The organism is Colwellia sp. MB02u-6, from assembly GCF_014077095.1.
GTDB lineage: Bacteria > Pseudomonadota > Gammaproteobacteria > Enterobacterales > Alteromonadaceae > Cognaticolwellia.
In genome coordinates, this window is record NZ_JACGVG010000027.1 from 153,650 (window position 1) to 168,722 (window position 15,073).

18 protein-coding genes and 1 tRNA gene are annotated in these 15,073 nt (G+C 39.9%); 14 read left to right on the forward strand and 5 right to left on the reverse strand.

The genetic code is table 11. The features are described from left to right. The first annotated feature begins 229 nt into the window (after positions 1-229). A complete protein-coding gene (locus tag H4J46_RS03065) occupies positions 230-376 on the forward strand; it encodes a hypothetical protein (protein WP_182232088.1) in 147 nt (48 codons plus the stop codon). A gap of 352 nt (positions 377-728) precedes the next feature. Here H4J46_RS03065 and H4J46_RS03070 read toward each other — a convergent pair. Together H4J46_RS03070 and H4J46_RS03075 are read right to left on the reverse strand one after the other, a co-directional pair. Beyond that, positions 729-804 (reverse strand) — tRNA-Arg (locus tag H4J46_RS03070). Between the two features lie 131 nt (positions 805-935). Continuing rightward, the gene (locus tag H4J46_RS03075; protein WP_182232089.1) at positions 936-2,099 is read right to left on the reverse strand and encodes a flagella assembly protein FlgT; all 1,164 of its coding nucleotides are present in this window, start codon (positions 2,097-2,099) and stop codon (positions 936-938) included. Between the two features lie 428 nt (positions 2,100-2,527). Between H4J46_RS03075 and H4J46_RS03080 the strand changes: the two genes are divergently transcribed. Together H4J46_RS03080 and H4J46_RS03085 are read left to right on the forward strand one after the other, a co-directional pair. Further along, complete coding sequence (locus H4J46_RS03080) at positions 2,528-3,172, forward strand: FlgO family outer membrane protein (RefSeq protein WP_182232090.1); 645 nt, start codon at positions 2,528-2,530, stop codon at positions 3,170-3,172. Between the two features lie 28 nt (positions 3,173-3,200). Next, positions 3,201-3,665 carry an LPP20 family lipoprotein gene (locus H4J46_RS03085; protein WP_259365663.1) on the forward strand — a complete coding sequence of 155 codons (465 nt, stop codon included), beginning with the start codon at positions 3,201-3,203 and terminating at the stop codon, positions 3,663-3,665. Positions 3,666-3,750: 85 nt separating this feature from the next. Here the strand turns inward: H4J46_RS03085 and H4J46_RS03090 are convergent, their stop codons facing one another. From H4J46_RS03090 to flgA, 3 genes are all read right to left on the reverse strand, one after another. Next, positions 3,751-4,182 (reverse strand): flagellar export chaperone FlgN, encoded by a 432-nt coding sequence (locus tag H4J46_RS03090; RefSeq protein WP_310650199.1) that lies wholly within the window; start codon positions 4,180-4,182, stop codon positions 3,751-3,753. A gap of 25 nt (positions 4,183-4,207) precedes the next feature. Then, positions 4,208-4,522: a flagellar biosynthesis anti-sigma factor FlgM gene (gene flgM / locus H4J46_RS03095; RefSeq protein ID WP_182232092.1), complete on the reverse strand. Its 315-nt coding sequence runs from the start codon at positions 4,520-4,522 to the stop codon at positions 4,208-4,210. Between the two features lie 74 nt (positions 4,523-4,596). Beyond that, positions 4,597-5,289, reverse strand: coding sequence for a flagellar basal body P-ring formation chaperone FlgA (gene flgA / locus H4J46_RS03100; protein ID WP_182232093.1), 693 nt, complete (start codon positions 5,287-5,289; stop codon positions 4,597-4,599). 184 nt (positions 5,290-5,473) lie between these two features. Between flgA and H4J46_RS03105 the strand changes: the two genes are divergently transcribed. The 11 genes from H4J46_RS03105 (at position 5,474) to flgJ (ending at position 15,021) form a co-directional block, all read left to right on the forward strand. Next, on the forward strand, positions 5,474-6,409 hold the full coding sequence (locus H4J46_RS03105) for a chemotaxis protein (RefSeq protein WP_182232094.1): 936 nt from the start codon (positions 5,474-5,476) through the stop codon (positions 6,407-6,409). 39 nt (positions 6,410-6,448) lie between these two features. Continuing rightward, positions 6,449-7,279, forward strand: coding sequence for a protein-glutamate O-methyltransferase CheR (locus H4J46_RS03110; protein WP_182232095.1), 831 nt, complete (start codon positions 6,449-6,451; stop codon positions 7,277-7,279). Positions 7,280-7,344: 65 nt separating this feature from the next. Beyond that, positions 7,345-7,743, forward strand: coding sequence for a flagellar basal body rod protein FlgB (gene flgB / locus H4J46_RS03115; protein WP_182232096.1), 399 nt, complete (start codon positions 7,345-7,347; stop codon positions 7,741-7,743). 2 nt (positions 7,744-7,745) lie between these two features. Continuing rightward, on the forward strand, positions 7,746-8,165 hold the full coding sequence (gene flgC, locus H4J46_RS03120) for a flagellar basal body rod protein FlgC (RefSeq protein ID WP_182232097.1): 420 nt from the start codon (positions 7,746-7,748) through the stop codon (positions 8,163-8,165). A gap of 18 nt (positions 8,166-8,183) precedes the next feature. After that, positions 8,184-8,873 (forward strand): flagellar hook assembly protein FlgD, encoded by a 690-nt coding sequence (locus H4J46_RS03125; protein WP_182232098.1) that lies wholly within the window; start codon positions 8,184-8,186, stop codon positions 8,871-8,873. A 29-nt stretch (positions 8,874-8,902) separates the two neighbouring features. Next, a complete protein-coding gene (flgE, locus tag H4J46_RS03130) occupies positions 8,903-10,258 on the forward strand; it encodes a flagellar hook protein FlgE (protein ID WP_182232099.1) in 1,356 nt (451 codons plus the stop codon). 346 nt (positions 10,259-10,604) lie between these two features. Further along, complete coding sequence (flgF, locus tag H4J46_RS03135) at positions 10,605-11,348, forward strand: flagellar basal-body rod protein FlgF (RefSeq protein WP_182232100.1); 744 nt, start codon at positions 10,605-10,607, stop codon at positions 11,346-11,348. Between the two features lie 22 nt (positions 11,349-11,370). After that, positions 11,371-12,159, forward strand: coding sequence for a flagellar basal-body rod protein FlgG (gene flgG, locus H4J46_RS03140; RefSeq protein ID WP_182198463.1), 789 nt, complete (start codon positions 11,371-11,373; stop codon positions 12,157-12,159). A 16-nt stretch (positions 12,160-12,175) separates the two neighbouring features. Beyond that, positions 12,176-12,883 (forward strand): flagellar basal body L-ring protein FlgH, encoded by a 708-nt coding sequence (flgH, locus tag H4J46_RS03145; RefSeq protein WP_182232101.1) that lies wholly within the window; start codon positions 12,176-12,178, stop codon positions 12,881-12,883. Positions 12,884-12,917: 34 nt separating this feature from the next. Beyond that, positions 12,918-14,012, forward strand: coding sequence for a flagellar basal body P-ring protein FlgI (locus tag H4J46_RS03150; RefSeq protein ID WP_182232102.1), 1,095 nt, complete (start codon positions 12,918-12,920; stop codon positions 14,010-14,012). 16 nt (positions 14,013-14,028) lie between these two features. Then, positions 14,029-15,021, forward strand: coding sequence for a flagellar assembly peptidoglycan hydrolase FlgJ (gene flgJ, locus H4J46_RS03155; RefSeq protein ID WP_182232103.1), 993 nt, complete (start codon positions 14,029-14,031; stop codon positions 15,019-15,021). Positions 15,022-15,073: the final 52 nt, after the last annotated feature.

Here is a 15,073-nt window from a genome sequence, read left to right on the forward strand (position 1 = left end):
TTAGCATTTTTCTATGATTATTTTTGACTTAGCCATATTTATAGACATTAAGGCTTAATTAGCCCTATTAACTGTTGTGAATATATCTGGTGATTAAATCAGCAATAAAAGCTGAATTGGCCAAGTAAGATCTTGAAATTAAAATTAAGATCCTATAGTGTTGATAGCGTGTATGTAAAAAAAAATAAAAAACTTAATAAAAATATACAAGCTGACATAGGATTAAGTCATGAACAGCTCGTCACGCGGAATTAAGCTGACTACGGTAATATTAGCAGTATTAGTATTAGCCATATCAGCATTGTTGAGCACTGGCTCAGCAGCAGACGACAAGGACGTTGTAAGAGAAAAAACAGATACTGAACTAGTAAATTAGCTCATTTAATAATAAAAACCTCGCAATCGCGGGGTTTTTTATGTGCGCTAAATAAGGTTATCACGGTGATAGGACGTAATGTTCTAAGGTTTATGACGTAGTTTATAGCTTATTTTGTAATCTTTTGCACTGCAGATAAGTCAATAATTTAGGATGAAAAATTGACACAATATACGCAATATTGTGTTGACGGCCTCTAGTCGCTTATCGTTTTAAAACAAGGTCTTTATTAAGGTTTTAACTATTGATAAGCATTTTGGTCAAATATCAGGCTAAATAACATAACTCACCATAAAAGCTCAGTACCGCTAATTATAAAGCGCCTCCCTGCAAATTTTGCATAAATAATTACTGGCGTCCCCACCAGGACTCGAACCTGGAGCAGCAGCTTAGGAGGCCGCAGTTTTATCCAGTTAAACTATGAGGACATGATGCAAATAATTATACTACTAACCTATGCTACAGCTATTTTATAAATTAGTATTCAAAAAAATACACTTTACACCTGATAACTAAAGATTTAATTAATGGTCATAATTTTTAGCTCTGTTCAAATCTTCTAATACCTTACCGCTAAGTCGTTAATTTGGATATTGTCTAATATGTGCTGCTCAGTGGTGGTTGCCCGGGCACTATCTTGACTGACAGAAGTTACAATAACTTTATAAGGACTGATGTTAAAACCTGAATAAGAGCGCTTATCATCACTGATAAAATTATTGAAATGTAGCAAAGAGAATTCATCACCTATTTTAACCCCGTGTCTTTTTCCTAAGTTAAACGTTAGTGAGTTACCTTGTACTTGCACAATTCTCGCTTGGGTAGGCTGACACATCATGTTTTCATCAATATCACTGACCATGTTGTCTAAGGTCAGACTAATGCTTTCGCCATAATCACTTTGCCAAAAGTTATGGCTAGTCACGTCAACTTGTTTGCGCTTATCGAATTGCCAAGGGGCGGAGCTTTGATAGTGTTTAGCCAAAACTCTTTCACCTGTGGTACCGTCGTGAATATAAAGGGCAAGATTAAATTGGCGTTGATAGACGTTTTTTTGCCAAAACTGCCAGTTATTATTTTCGTCATTTGCTAGAGAAAGATCTTGGATCTCTGAAAACAGAACATACTGGCTATCGGTCATGTGGGCTAATGACATGGTTAAGTTTTTTAAACTTTGACGTTGCAGGCTTTGGTTATAACGTGAAAATTCTGTTTTAGTTTGTAAGGCCAGTTTAGTCTCTAAATAGATCCCTTGCTGCTGTATTTTATTAGCCAGTTTTTGGATTAACGTCCTATCAATAGCGTAGATGTTACCAATATTAGCTTGTTCGCGGTGTAGTATATTACTGCGGGTTAACAGTATGGATTTTTTATAATCAGCCGCGAAGCACTTTTTTTCTTGTGGAAAAATATCAGCCCGAATGGTGACAGTGACCAAGTCGTCGCTATAGTGTTCACTGATCAGCTCTAATGAATTTACACTGCCACTGGCGCGAATGCTAATTTCGTCTTGGGTGAGTAAACCATTAACCACTTGTTGAACACTTGACACTGAAGCACCAGCAACCAGTAAGGCTTTTTTCAACGCATTGTGCATGGCCTGTGTTTTTGCTGTTTTGTTATCAGCATTTACTATGCTCGCCACACCTTGCGATTCATACCATTGTCCGACACTAGCGCTACTATATATAGCACAGCAAAGGCAAAATAAACTTAAGCGCATAAAGGTCTCTTTTAATAGGGAATCAATCTCTGTTTTTAAATATGCAGGTTTTGTGCCTATTTCAAAGAAAATTTCAACTCTAGATAAGTAAATTTGCCCAACCAACCACTTTCATCGGTATTAGGTTACCAATAGAGATGTAGCCGTAGGGTTTTATCGGGCATTACAAACCCTATCTGGTTTGGCAAAAGCTGGCGATTAGATAAAAATAGGTCTTGAGAGCGATAAGGCATTAGTGCTGAAAAAGGAGATAATAGGCAGAACAATAACGCTAAAACTATGCCGGCTGATCTAAGAGTATAGTTTTAATCTAATCTGCATTATGCCAAGTGAGGTGAAATAAAAATATTGGCGCGGATCATGCTTTAATATTTTTATTAATTATTTTCATTAATTTTATGACATTAGCATTAATTGAGGAGAGCTCAATGAAAAATTGGCTTATAGCAATAATAATACCGACAGTGATGTCATGTTCTGTGACAACCAAGGACGATTTTTATCGATCTTCTTATACCGATAAACAAGAAATTGACAGTTTTAAGTTACCTCGCCATGCGATAAATGACGTGGTGAAAGGTCTTGCGTATCAAATGCTGGAAAGTAGCACTTTTGTTACGCCCAAAACGCCAATCGCTGTTGCATCGTTTGTCGATCTAAAAAACTTAGAATCAACTAACTCGTTAGGCAATCAACTGTCAGAAAGTTTTATCCATGAAATGCAGCGACATGGCTTAGTTGTTATTGATTTTAAAACTACCGGGCATATTCGTGTAACGGCCGATGGTGATTATGTTTTCAGTCGCGATTGGCAAGAATTGCCAGAACGTCAGATAATTGACTATGTTGTTACCGGCACTATGATGCAACAAAATGAAGGCGTGTTAGTCAACGCACGAATGATTGGCATGCAATCTCGAGTTGTGGTGGCAACGGCGCAGTCATTTATTCCCGCTTGGGTTGTTGGCGATGATTTCAATCGCCATGAAAATGTTAAAATGAAAGATGGCATGATCTTGCGTGACAGTACCACATTAGCTGACGATGCACGTGCCATTACGATACAAAAGTAATATTATCAAACAAATGTCTAAGGTAAATATGAATACTTTACGTAATAGTATTGGGTTTTTTTTAAGCGCTTTAGTGTTAAGCGCCTGTTCTTCGGTGTTTGATAAACAGGTTGAATGGCAACACGTGAAACCTGAAAAATTTCCTGTATTAACCGCTATAGGGCAAGCACCAATTAGTTTGCAGAACTCTCAAAACAAAACTCAGCGCATGCTGATGGCAATAAAAGCTTCAAAAATGGCCGCTTATGCGGAGTTAGCTGAACAAGTTTATGGTCAAAATATTAATGGTAGCACCACCATGTCTAATTTAGTGCTTGATAATCAAAAATTTAAGGCATCAGTACGAGGTATTATTCGTGGCGCAAAAGTCGTTAAAAGTTATCCGGTGGGTGACAGTTATACCACTGAGTTGAGTTTAGATTTTAAAGATGTGTATGAAATTTATATCGCGACATCTAACCGCAAAGAAATAAAGCATATCTCATATTACTAGTGTTATTGAATTGCGTTGTATTTTAGTAACATTAATAAAACCAGCTATTGCTGGTTTTATTTTGCATAAGGTAGCATATACAAAGCTAAGCTTTTATACCTAAGCTACTGAGTCCGCCTGAGGTTTTTCCTTTACTATTATAGGTCATGGATGACTTGTTATGATTCTCTAGTAATGAGGTCTTCATACGTTCTACAGATAATTGTGATTGATGAATGATCAGGCCATTAATTTGGTTCTGTTTTTTACAGCGCACTAAAATGGCTTCAATATCTGATAATAGGTTGGTGAACTTGCCCGCTAGTTTTTCTTGTTTGAATTCAAAACTTTGACCAATGGCATTGTCAATTCTCTGAATCGCTAAAAGCAGGTCATTTTTGTCTGCGGTAAGGTGAATAAGTGCATCAGGATTTTGTTGCTGCAGTACATCTTTCTCAGTGTCTAATAACGCCTCTAATTGCATTAATTGTGATAATTGTTGAGAAACCAATTGTTGCGGTGTTAGTTTTTCAGACACTTATATACTCCACTTTAGTGACAAGTTAGCCAAGTTCAAATTCAAAATTGGCGATACTTGCCGCTAGCTTTTCTGGATTTATTTTATAATCGCCAGAGGCAATAGCACTCTTTAACTCAGCAATTTTTTTCTCATTGATCATAGGCGAATCTGCTGCTTGTTTCTGCAGTTCATTCATTTGTTTTGCTTGCGGGGTAATTGATACTGAATCACGCGTTGCCAATGTAGCTTGTTGCGAGGCATTGCTACTTTCGCTAATTTGCTGTTTGCTCTGAACTTGCTGTTCAAGTTTTTGTTTTACTTGATTAGTGTTATTCAAATTGTTGATATTAATAGCCATTATTGTATCCTACTTACAACAGTTATTGGTTTCTAACCCTTTATCGGCAGAACAGCATAAAACTTAAGCAATTATTATAAATTAATTATCACTTGGTTAATAGCGTTAACTTGCCCCTGAACCACGCGACCAGACTTCCTATTTCGCACCGATATAATTTCGCCTAAACTACCGTCATTTAAGGCAATGCCAAAAGACTTAATTTCAAAGTGTTCCGACTTAGCAATAATATTTACTGGCTCGCCTTTACAAACAAAACAGGTGTTTTGATTAGTAATAGCGCTACCTTGAGACAAGTTTCTTTTTGTGCGAGCACCCACCACTACTTTAGGGTTGGTCAGCACTGTACCCCGTATTTGCCCATTATCTTTAAATATAATTTCGATATTAGCGTTACTGAGCAAAGTGCCTTTGCTTATTCGCATCCGCGTTACCAATACCGGTACAATAGTGTGAATTTTTACGGGGATATACAACTGCCAAGATTCTTCGTCAGGACAAACAATTTTAACATTTACGTTTCTACCGATATGTTTTTCAGGTATATTTGCCCTTAATGGCAATAAACAAGGCTGTAATGTAATTCGGGGATCTATTTCAGAAACTTCAATTTTCAGTTTTCCTCGCGCAGGCAAACTGACATTGTCTTCAACATAGGATTTGATAAAGTTATAGAGATAATCACGATCGAATGTCATGGCTGAACTAGCGTTAATACTGGCCAAATAAATAAGGGTGATTGCTATTACTATCTTTAATTTGTTCATAAGTTATATCTGACTGCTAGGAAAATAAAAATACCCGTCCAAACTTAATTAAGTTTAATTCAGTACAATTTAGCACGAATAACGTCAAAGTATTCACGTTGTTGCAATGCTAATGCTTTAAACGTTAAAACAATCAAGAATCGTGCCTTTGTTATACTTACATTGGCATACCAAAGAGGTTTTTATGGCAAGTATATTAGACACAGTTAATCAACGTACCCAATTAGTTGGCGAGAACCGACTGGAGTTGTTGTTATTTAAACTCATTGGTAAACAGCGTTTTGGTATCAACGTATTTAAAGTGCGTGAAGTTATGCCATGTCCTAGGTTGACCGTATTACCTAAGCAAAACAAATTTGTTAAAGGTGTTGCCCATATTCGTGGTCAAACTATTTCGGTTATTGACCTAAGTAAAGCCACGGGTGGTCCGGCAATTGTACAAACAGAAAGCAGCTTTGTTATTATTTCTGAGTATAACCGAACTGTGCAGGGTTTTCTTGTTGCCGGTGTAGAGCGCATTGTAACCTTAAGCTGGAAAGACATTATGCCGCCGCCAGAAGGTGCGGGAAAGTTAAGCTACCTTACGGCGGTTACCAAAATTGACGATGAACTGGTATCGATTCTTGATGTTGAAAAAATTATCAATGAAATCAATCCTATTTCAACAGAGTTAAGCGAAGGTATTGCTGATGCAAGCGTTGGAGCAGCTATTGGTGAACGAGTGATTATGATTGCTGATGACTCTACCGTGGCACGAAATCAGGTGAAACGTGCTCTTGAACCTTTGGGTTTAACCATGCTGTTAGCAAAAAATGGTCAAGAAGCACTTGAGCAATTACAGGAAATTGATCAAGGGTGTAAAAACAGCATCACTGAAAAAGTCGCTTTGTTGATTTCTGATATTGAAATGCCTGTGATGGACGGTTATACCCTAACAGCAGAAATTAAGCAGAATGATCGCATGAAAGATATGCCGGTTATTCTGCATACTTCACTAAGTGGTGTTTTTAACAATGCCATGATAGAAAAAGTAGGAGCTGAAGATTTTATTCCTAAATTTCATCCCGACGAGTTAGCGATTGCGGTTAAAAAGTGGCTAAAGCATGATGAGATTTCTTAATCTTAGTTTGCAGTATTTAAATAAGGTGGACTACAGCTAGTGTTAACTAAACAACTTGATGATAAAAGTTATCATCAATTTAGACTGTTTTTAGAGCAGCAATGCGGCATTGTTTTAGGTGAAAGCAAACAGTACCTGGTGAAAAGTCGCCTCGCACCTCTGATGGCAAAATTTGATGTCGGGTCTTTGTCTGAACTCGTCGCGCAAACACTTAATCCCGTTAAACGACAATTACGCGCTGCCGTTATTGATGCCATGACCACCAATGAAACCTTATGGTTTCGAGATGGCTATCCCTTTGAACTATTGAAAAAAGATCTACTGCCAGGCTTTAAAAATCAGCGAGCGCCATTAAAAATTTGGTCAGCGGCAAGTTCATCAGGACAAGAGCCCTATTCAATTGCCATGGCGGTTTATGAATTTCAGCAGAGTAACCCGGGCGCATTTCCTGGCGGTGTTCAAATTATTGGCACTGATATATCTACTAGCATGTTAGATCATTGCAAACATGCTCATTATGACAGTTTAGCCTTAGCACGAGGCTTATCTTTGGAGCGGCAACGACAATTCTTTGAAAGTAGTGGTAATGGTACGTTAAAGGTGAAAGACGTGATTAAGAAAATGGTCAGTTTTCGCCAACTTAACTTGTTAAATAGTTATAGTTTAATGGGCCAGTTTGATTTGGTTTTTTGTCGTAACGTCTTGATTTACTTTGCTCCTGAACTCAAATCAAAAATAATTTCTCAAATACACGCGACCTTAAAAAAAGACTGCTTTTTATTTCTGGGTGCCTCAGAATCACTGTCAGGTATTAGCCAAGATTTTAACATGATCCGCTGTAATCCTGGTATTGTTTACCAAAAAAAATAACCTTTCCGTATAACCTTGGCATGAATATTGAATAAATACCTCCATTCTTCTGGAGGTATTTTTTTATGGCTATTAGTTTTGATAAAGCATTCGGTATTCACCCGCAAGGTCTACAATTGCGTGCTCAACGCGCTGAACTTATTGCCAGTAATATTGCCAATGCCGACACACCAGGCTACAAAGCCAAAGGAATGGACTTCAAAGCCGCATTAGCACAAGCCGCCTCAAAACAACAAACCGGTATGACCCGTACCAACGAGAAACATTTCGACGTGCGTATGGAACTTAATAACGGTGTCGGTTTTCGTGTACCTGATCAAGCCGATACAGGTGACGGTAATAGCGTAGACGTACAAGTGGAACGAAACTTGTATCTAGAAAACTCTATGGAATATCAAGCAAGCCTACAATTTCTTAACAGTAAGATTAAAGGCTTGAAAAAAGCAATCACTGGAGGGCAATAATAATGAGCCTATTTAATGTATTTTCTATTTCCGGTTCAGGCATGAGCGCACAATCAGTGCGCTTAAATGCCACCGCGAGTAATATCGCTAACGCTGATAGTGTCAGTAGTAGTGTCGGTGAAACCTATCGTGCCCGCCATCCAGTTTTTGCCGCCGAGATGCAAAAAGCTGCCGGTGGGCAAAATGAGTCGGTAGGTGTACAAGTCCTTGGCATTGTTGAAAGTAATAAGCCACTTAATGTTGAATATGCTCCGGATCATCCAATGGCTGACGGAGAGGGCTATATTTACAAGCCGAACGTTAACGTAATTGAAGAAATGACCAACATGATCTCTGCTTCTCGTTCATATCAAACCAATGTGCAATTAGCGGAGTCAGCAAAGAACATGCTGAATAAAACGCTAACACTTGGTCAACGCTAAGGTTAAATAGGACTTATCATGGAAACAGTATCTGGCTCTAGCCTATTAGATAATATTCGTTGGCAACAAGAGAATTCAACTCCTGAGGCCGATGACACACGCGGTATGTTAACGCAGGAAGATTTTTTCGCGTTGCTCACCCAAGAACTTTCAAATCAAGACCCAACTAAGCCGGTTGAAAATAATGAGATGATATCTCAGATGACGGCATTCTCAACCACTGATGGCGTGACAAAGTTAAACGATCAATTTTCCAGTTTTGCTGCTTCAATGTCGTCTAGCCAAGCCCTACAGGCATCGACGCTGGTTGGTCGTAGTGTCTTAGTTGAAGACAACGTCTTTGGTATGGAAGAAGGTCAAGCGGTAAAAGGTAAGTTAGTAACCGACCAAGCGGCAAGTAATGTCAATATTTATGTAGAAAATGTTGCCGGTGAAGTTATTCAGACCGTACCTGTAGGTGACGTATCTGCAGGTGAATTTACCTTTACTTGGGACGGGAAAGGCAGCAATGGCGAATCTGCACCAGAAGGAGCTTATCGTTTTCGTGTTGCCGGCTTAGTCGATGGTAATGCATCAGAATTGCAAGCGATGACTTATCGTAAGGTAGACAGTGTCACTTTGGCTGGCAACGGCGGAAGTATTTTATTAAATCTTAACGGTGGCAGCACCATGAAGCTTTCTGACGTGGTCGAAGTTTCTCAAGGTTAATTAAACAATTTTTTGTATGAGGTGAAATTATGTCATTTAATATAGCATTGAGCGGATTAAACGCAGCTCAGAAAGATTTGGATATAACATCCAACAACATTGCCAATGTAAACACCACTGGCTTTAAAGAATCACGAGCAGAGTTTGTTGACGTTTATGCATCTTCACTTTTATCAGCCGGTAAAACTAAAGTGGGTGACGGTGTTTTGACGGCTGATGCGGCGCAACAATTTTCACAAGGTAGTATTAAGTTTACCAATAACTCTTTAGATTTGGCGATTAACGGTAATGGATTTTTTGCTACCGTACCAGAACTTGGTAGTTTAGATACCTCATATACCCGAGCGGGTCAGTTTAAATTGAACCAAGACAATTTTATTGTTAATTCTCAAGGTGGCCACTTATTGGGTTTTCCTGTTAATGGCGACGGTTCATCGACCTCAGTCAGTTTAAGTACCGCTGAGCCTATTCGTATTCCAACCGCCTCAGGTGCACCAGAAAAAACCTCGGAAGTTAATCTGCGAATGAATTTACCCGCAGGTGAAGCCTATATTAAATCTGCACCAGGAAACTTTGATTCCAATAATCCATCAACATTTAATCATTCAACATCAGCAACGGTATTTGACTCATTCGGTGACAGTCATATTATGACTTATTACTTTGTCAAAGATGATCCAAGTAGCAAACCGAATGAGTGGATGATGTTTACCTCTGTTGATGGTGAGATGGTTGATTTAGAGGCTGATCCTGGACAGACTAACCCTATTGCGGGGGCGGCGCCCGGAGTTGTTGGTGCGAGATTAAAATTTAATTCAGTAGGCGATTTTACTGGCATAGTGCCAAGTTTAGCTGACGGCGGAATAACTACTGGCCCCCTTGGCGGTAACATTTTATCGAACGGTGCAGATCCTACTCAGACCATAAGCGTTAACTTTAATTTAGATCCCTCAGGTCCGAATCCAAATGAACCCACACAGTTTGCTTCCAGCTTTGAAGTTACCTCTTTACAACAAGATGGACTAGCGGTTGGTCGATTAACCGGTATTGATATCGGTGGTGATGGTTTGGTAAGAGCGACATACAGTAATGGTACTTCAGAGCCTTTATCACGAATTGCTATGGTAAGTTTTGCCAATGATCAGGGCTTAAAACAGATTGGCAGCACCGGCTGGAAAGAAAGTATTACCTCTGGAGAAGCGCTAGCGGGTGAAGCGGGCACGGGTACCTTTGGTTCGATAAGTTCTTCAGCATTAGAGCAATCTAATGTTAATTTAACCTCTGAGTTAATTGACTTAATCTCGGCGCAACGAAATTTCCAAGCTAACTCTAGAGCACTCGAAGTTGATAATCAGTTAAACCAAACCATTTTACAAATTCGATAATCTCAATAGTGGTCAATCTTGATAGTGGTTAAGAGCAATAGACAATAATTGCTCATAACCAAGAGATTAATTTATAGCGTTCAGCGCTAATTATTGAGCCTAATGAAAATAAAAAGCCAGATAATCATCCATTGATATCTGGCTTTTTTATGCTCAAGACATACAGCCTGCAAAGCAATAGCTGTCAGTAAAAAAGTGTTCAGCTTTTAGCAACAAGCTGTTAGTAAAAAAGTCATCAGATCATAAGCTTAATGCCATTTTTATTCTAGCTTATTAGCCTTCTTAACTTTTGGCACTTTATTTGCAACAATTTCAATATTACTAATATTATTGAGTGAAGTTCATTATGGATAAGATGCTGTATATCGCCATGAGTGGTGCAAAGCAAAACATGCAAGCCTTATCAGTCAATGCTAACAACCTCGCTAACGCCAAAACTACCGGCTTTAAAGCGGATTTAGCCAATGCTAGATCCATGCAAGCTTTTGGTGAAGGCATGCCTTCTCGGGTATTTTCAATGACCGAACGAGCAGGCCAAAACTTTGACACTGGTGCTTTATTGACCACAGGACGTGATCTTGATATTGCCATTCAAGGCCAAGGTTGGTTAACGGTACAAACCGAAGATGGCAATGAAGCCTATACCCGCAATGGTCAGTTGAAGTTAAACGACAACGGGGCACTTGAAACGTCAAGAGGTGACATAGTGATTGGCGACCGTGGGCCAATTTTTTTACCTCTACCTGTGAGTAATATCAATATCACATCTGACGGCACCATTATGGTTCAGCCTGAAGGAGCACCAAGCTCTGCTCAAGAAGAAGTGGGCAGAATTAAATTTGTTAAGCCAGATAATCGCCTGCTAGAAAAAGGCAGTGATGGCTTATTTCGTCGTCAAGACGGCAACAATGAACCGGCCGATGTCACGGTAAAAATGGCGAGTGGGGCATTAGAGTCTAGTAACGTAAACCCTATCAGTGAAATGACCGATATGATCGCACTACAGCGTCAATTTGAAATGCAGTTAAAAATGATGAAAACCGCAGAAGAAATTGACGCAAGTGCCGCTTCATTATTAAAAGCGTTCTAAATAAAATTTTTCGAGGTGATGTATGAATCCAGCATTATGGATCAGTAAAACAGGCTTAGACGCCCAAACCAAAGAGATTGCGGTTATTTCCAACAATCTAGCCAACGCCAGTACCATTGGTTTTAAAAAGAGTCGCGCGGTATTTGAAGACTTACTTTATCAAAATATTAACCAGCCTGGTGGGCGTTCAGCACAAGACACTGAAATGCCGTCAGGGTTAATGTTAGGTGCGGGTACCAAAGTGGTAGCCACACAAAAAATTCACACCCAAGGTGACATGCTTAATACCGACAATGCCTTAGATCTGATGATCCAAGGTGAAGGTATGTTTGAAATTTTAATGCCTGACGGCTCTTCTGCTTATTCACGTAATGGTCAATTTACCATGAACGATGAAGGCAGCATAGTGACCCCAGGCGCAGGTTATTTAATGCAACCGCAAATAACCGTGCCAGAAGATGCCTTAAGTATTATTGTTTCGCAAGATGGTGAAGTCTCCGTCACCTTGCAAGGCCAAGCTGAACCCGCTGTAGTTGGACAAATTAATACCGTTAACTTTGTTAACCCAACCGGATTACAGCCCATCGGGCAGAACTTATACATTGAAACTGCAGTCAGTGGTGCGGCACAAGAGGGTGTGCCAGGTTTAGCGGGTTACGGCATGATAGTGCAAGGAGCGTTAGAAACCTCAAATGTTAATACCACCGAAGAGCTGGTTAACCTGATTGAAAGCCAACGAGTTTATGAAATGAACTCGAAAGTAATTTCTGCAGTTGACGAAATGCTTAGCTACATTAATCAGCAACTATAACGTTGAGGAAGGTCTCATGAAAAACACCCGAACTTCGTTATTAAACACAGTTTTTACCGTCAGTATTGTCGTGTTATTGTTCACGGGTTGTGCTAGCACTAAACAGGAAAAAACATTGCCTAATGATCCTGATTTTGCCCCCATTTTACCCGAAATGGAGGATAAACCTTTAGTGCCAACGGGCTCTCTTTTTAACGTTAACTATGTTAATAACATCTATTCAGACTCTAAAGCGCATCGGGTTGGCGATATTATTTCCGTGATTTTAAGTGAAAGTACCCAAGCGCAAAAAAGTGCCAAAACAGAGTTTAAAAAAGCCAATAGCGCCACGCTCAATCCTATTACTGGTTTTGGTGGTGCAGCGGTAAATTTCAACAACAAAGCCATACAATTTGGTTACGACCAAAGCTCAGATTTTAAAGGTGATTCAAAAGCCAATCAGGGCAACAGTTTAGCTGGCAATATTTCGGTGCATGTCTTGAGAGTTTTACCCAACGGTAATTTAATGATCCGTGGTGAAAAATGGATGTCATTAAATAATGGTGATGAATATATTCGCTTAACAGGTATTGTTCGTTCGCAAGACATCAGTTCAAATAACACAGTTACCTCGAGTAAAGTGGCGAACGCCCGTATTGAATATGCTGGTACCGGGACATTCGCTGACGTGCAAGAGCAAGGCTGGTTGTCAAAGTTTTTCAATAGTTCATGGTGGCCTCTTTAGTCGGATAATAGAATGAAAATAGTAGGATAATAGAATGAAAAAATATTTAGTTAGCTTTGCTTTTTTAACCTTAATGCTTTTATTGCCAGAAGCTAATGCCCAACGCATTAAAGACTTAGCTGATGTTGCAGGTGTGCGTAGCAACCAATTAATTGGTTATGGTTTGGTGGTGGGTTTACCTGGTACGGGTGAGCAAAGCCCTTTTACCGAGCAAAGTTTTAAAACCATGTTAAGTAATTTTGGCATTAAAATGCCAGCGAATTTAAAACCAAAAATTAAAAATGTTGCTGCTGTGGCGGTCCATGCTGAATTACCTGCATTTGCAAAACCAGGGCAAACCATTGACGTTACCGTCTCGTCTATGGGGAGCGCACAAAGTTTACGTGGCGGTACTTTAATTCAAACTATTTTAATGGGACTAGATGGTAACGCTTATGCAGTTGCCCAAGGTAGCTTAATTGTTAGTGGCTTAGGCGCTGAAGGCTTAGACGGCTCAAAAGTGATTGCTAATACTCCCACCGTGGGCCGTATCGCTAATGGTGCTATGGTTGAGCGCGAAGTATTATCGCCCTTTGCTTCAGGTGACCATATTACTTTTAATCTTCATAACGCTGACTTTACCACCGCAAAGCGCCTTTCTGACACCATTAATAACTTAATTTCTGGCTCAGCACGCGCCATTGACGCAGCGTCGGTCCAAGTGACTGCGCCTAGAGATGCTGCAGATCGGGTGAGTTTTTTGTCAGTATTAGAAAACTTAGAATTTGAACCTGGTTCGCCAGCGGCAAAAATTATTGTTAACTCACGCACAGGTACTATCGTTATTGGCGCTGATGTTCGCCTATTACCGGCGGCCATTACCCATGGCGGCATTACCGTCACCATTAATGAGGTGGCGGCTATTTCACAGCCCAATGCCTTTGCCGAGGGCGTAACGGTAGCGACCAATCAATCGATTATTGACGTTAAAAAAGATGACTCACGGATGTTCGTTTTTGACCCCGGCGTAACGTTAGACGCACTTGTGCGGGCTATCAACCAAGTAGGCGCTGGCCCTGGTGATGTTATGGCGATATTAGAAGCCTTAGACCAAGCCGGTGCCTTACGTGGAGATTTGATCATTATCTAATGAACAAATAAAGCTTATGACAACACGTATTGCAGACGCACAAAACTTTTTAGACGTTAACGGCTTAAACTCAATTCGCCAAGACGCGAAATCGGGTGATAAAGCCGGTAAAAAAGACGCATTAGAACAGGCCGCTAAACAGTTTGAAGCTATTTTTATGCAAATGCTGATGAAAAGCATGCGTAAAGCGCAAGAAGTGTTGGAGTCTGATAGCCCATTTAATTCAGAATCGACGAAATTTTATCGTGACATGCATGATCAACAAATGTCGCTAGAGTTGTCTAATAATGGTGCCTTAGGTCTTTCTGAACTGATTGTTCGCCAACTCGGTGGTGACAGTGAAAACTTTACCCCACATAATATTTTGCGCAGCGATGGCAATCTTGATAGTCGTGGCAGTTTACGTATTAGCGAACCGGGATTACTTAACAATATCAGTACAGTCAAGGACTCGTCAGCGCATCAGGGCTCTAGTAAAGATCGTCAAACAAATGGCTCTATTGCTGCCCAAGCGGCCAGCATGATGCAAAGCCCAACCTTCGAACAGCCAAAAGATTTTGTTAGCGCCTTAACCGCTGATGCTAAACGTGTACAAGATAAAATCAACGTACCCTTTGAGGTCGTTATTGCCCAAGCTGCGCTAGAAACGGGTTGGGGTCAAAAAATAATCAAAACCAATTCAGGTGAAAGTTCGAATAACTTATTTAATATTAAAGCCGATAGCCGCTGGGCTGGCGAGAAAACACACAAAGAAACCTTAGAGTTTGAAAATGGCGCTATGGTGAAAAAGCGTGAACCGTTTAGGGTTTACGAATCTATTGGTCAAAGTGTTGATGACTACTTAAATTTGTTGACCAAAAGCGAACGTTATCAGGGTGCATTAGAAAACTCGGCCAATGTGGAGCAATTTTTGCATAACCTACAAAGTGCTGGTTATGCCACAGATCCTGATTACGCTAAAAAAATCATAGGAACACTTCGGACAGTAACCAGCTTATTAGATAAATAAGTTTACCGCTAATTTCACTGTTGAAATTAACGTTACTGTAGGAGTTTAGGTC

Coding starts and splice junctions, on each gene's coding strand:
- H4J46_RS03065 (WP_182232088.1), top strand. CDS start 230: ATGAACAGCTCGTCACGCGGAATTAAGCTGACTACGGTAATATTAGCA.
- H4J46_RS03075 (WP_182232089.1), bottom strand. CDS start 2,099: ATGCGCTTAAGTTTATTTTGCCTTTGCTGTGCTATATATAGTAGCGCT.
- H4J46_RS03080 (WP_182232090.1), top strand. CDS start 2,528: ATGAAAAATTGGCTTATAGCAATAATAATACCGACAGTGATGTCATGT.
- H4J46_RS03085 (WP_259365663.1), top strand. CDS start 3,201: ATGAATACTTTACGTAATAGTATTGGGTTTTTTTTAAGCGCTTTAGTG.
- flgM (WP_182232092.1), bottom strand. CDS start 4,522: ATGGCTATTAATATCAACAATTTGAATAACACTAATCAAGTAAAACAA.
- flgA (WP_182232093.1), bottom strand. CDS start 5,289: ATGAACAAATTAAAGATAGTAATAGCAATCACCCTTATTTATTTGGCC.
- H4J46_RS03105 (WP_182232094.1), top strand. CDS start 5,474: ATGGCAAGTATATTAGACACAGTTAATCAACGTACCCAATTAGTTGGC.
- flgB (WP_182232096.1), top strand. CDS start 7,345: ATGGCTATTAGTTTTGATAAAGCATTCGGTATTCACCCGCAAGGTCTA.
- flgC (WP_182232097.1), top strand. CDS start 7,746: ATGAGCCTATTTAATGTATTTTCTATTTCCGGTTCAGGCATGAGCGCA.
- H4J46_RS03125 (WP_182232098.1), top strand. CDS start 8,184: ATGGAAACAGTATCTGGCTCTAGCCTATTAGATAATATTCGTTGGCAA.
- flgE (WP_182232099.1), top strand. CDS start 8,903: ATGTCATTTAATATAGCATTGAGCGGATTAAACGCAGCTCAGAAAGAT.
- flgF (WP_182232100.1), top strand. CDS start 10,605: ATGGATAAGATGCTGTATATCGCCATGAGTGGTGCAAAGCAAAACATG.
- flgG (WP_182198463.1), top strand. CDS start 11,371: ATGAATCCAGCATTATGGATCAGTAAAACAGGCTTAGACGCCCAAACC.
- flgH (WP_182232101.1), top strand. CDS start 12,176: ATGAAAAACACCCGAACTTCGTTATTAAACACAGTTTTTACCGTCAGT.
- H4J46_RS03150 (WP_182232102.1), top strand. CDS start 12,918: ATGAAAAAATATTTAGTTAGCTTTGCTTTTTTAACCTTAATGCTTTTA.
- flgJ (WP_182232103.1), top strand. CDS start 14,029: ATGACAACACGTATTGCAGACGCACAAAACTTTTTAGACGTTAACGGC.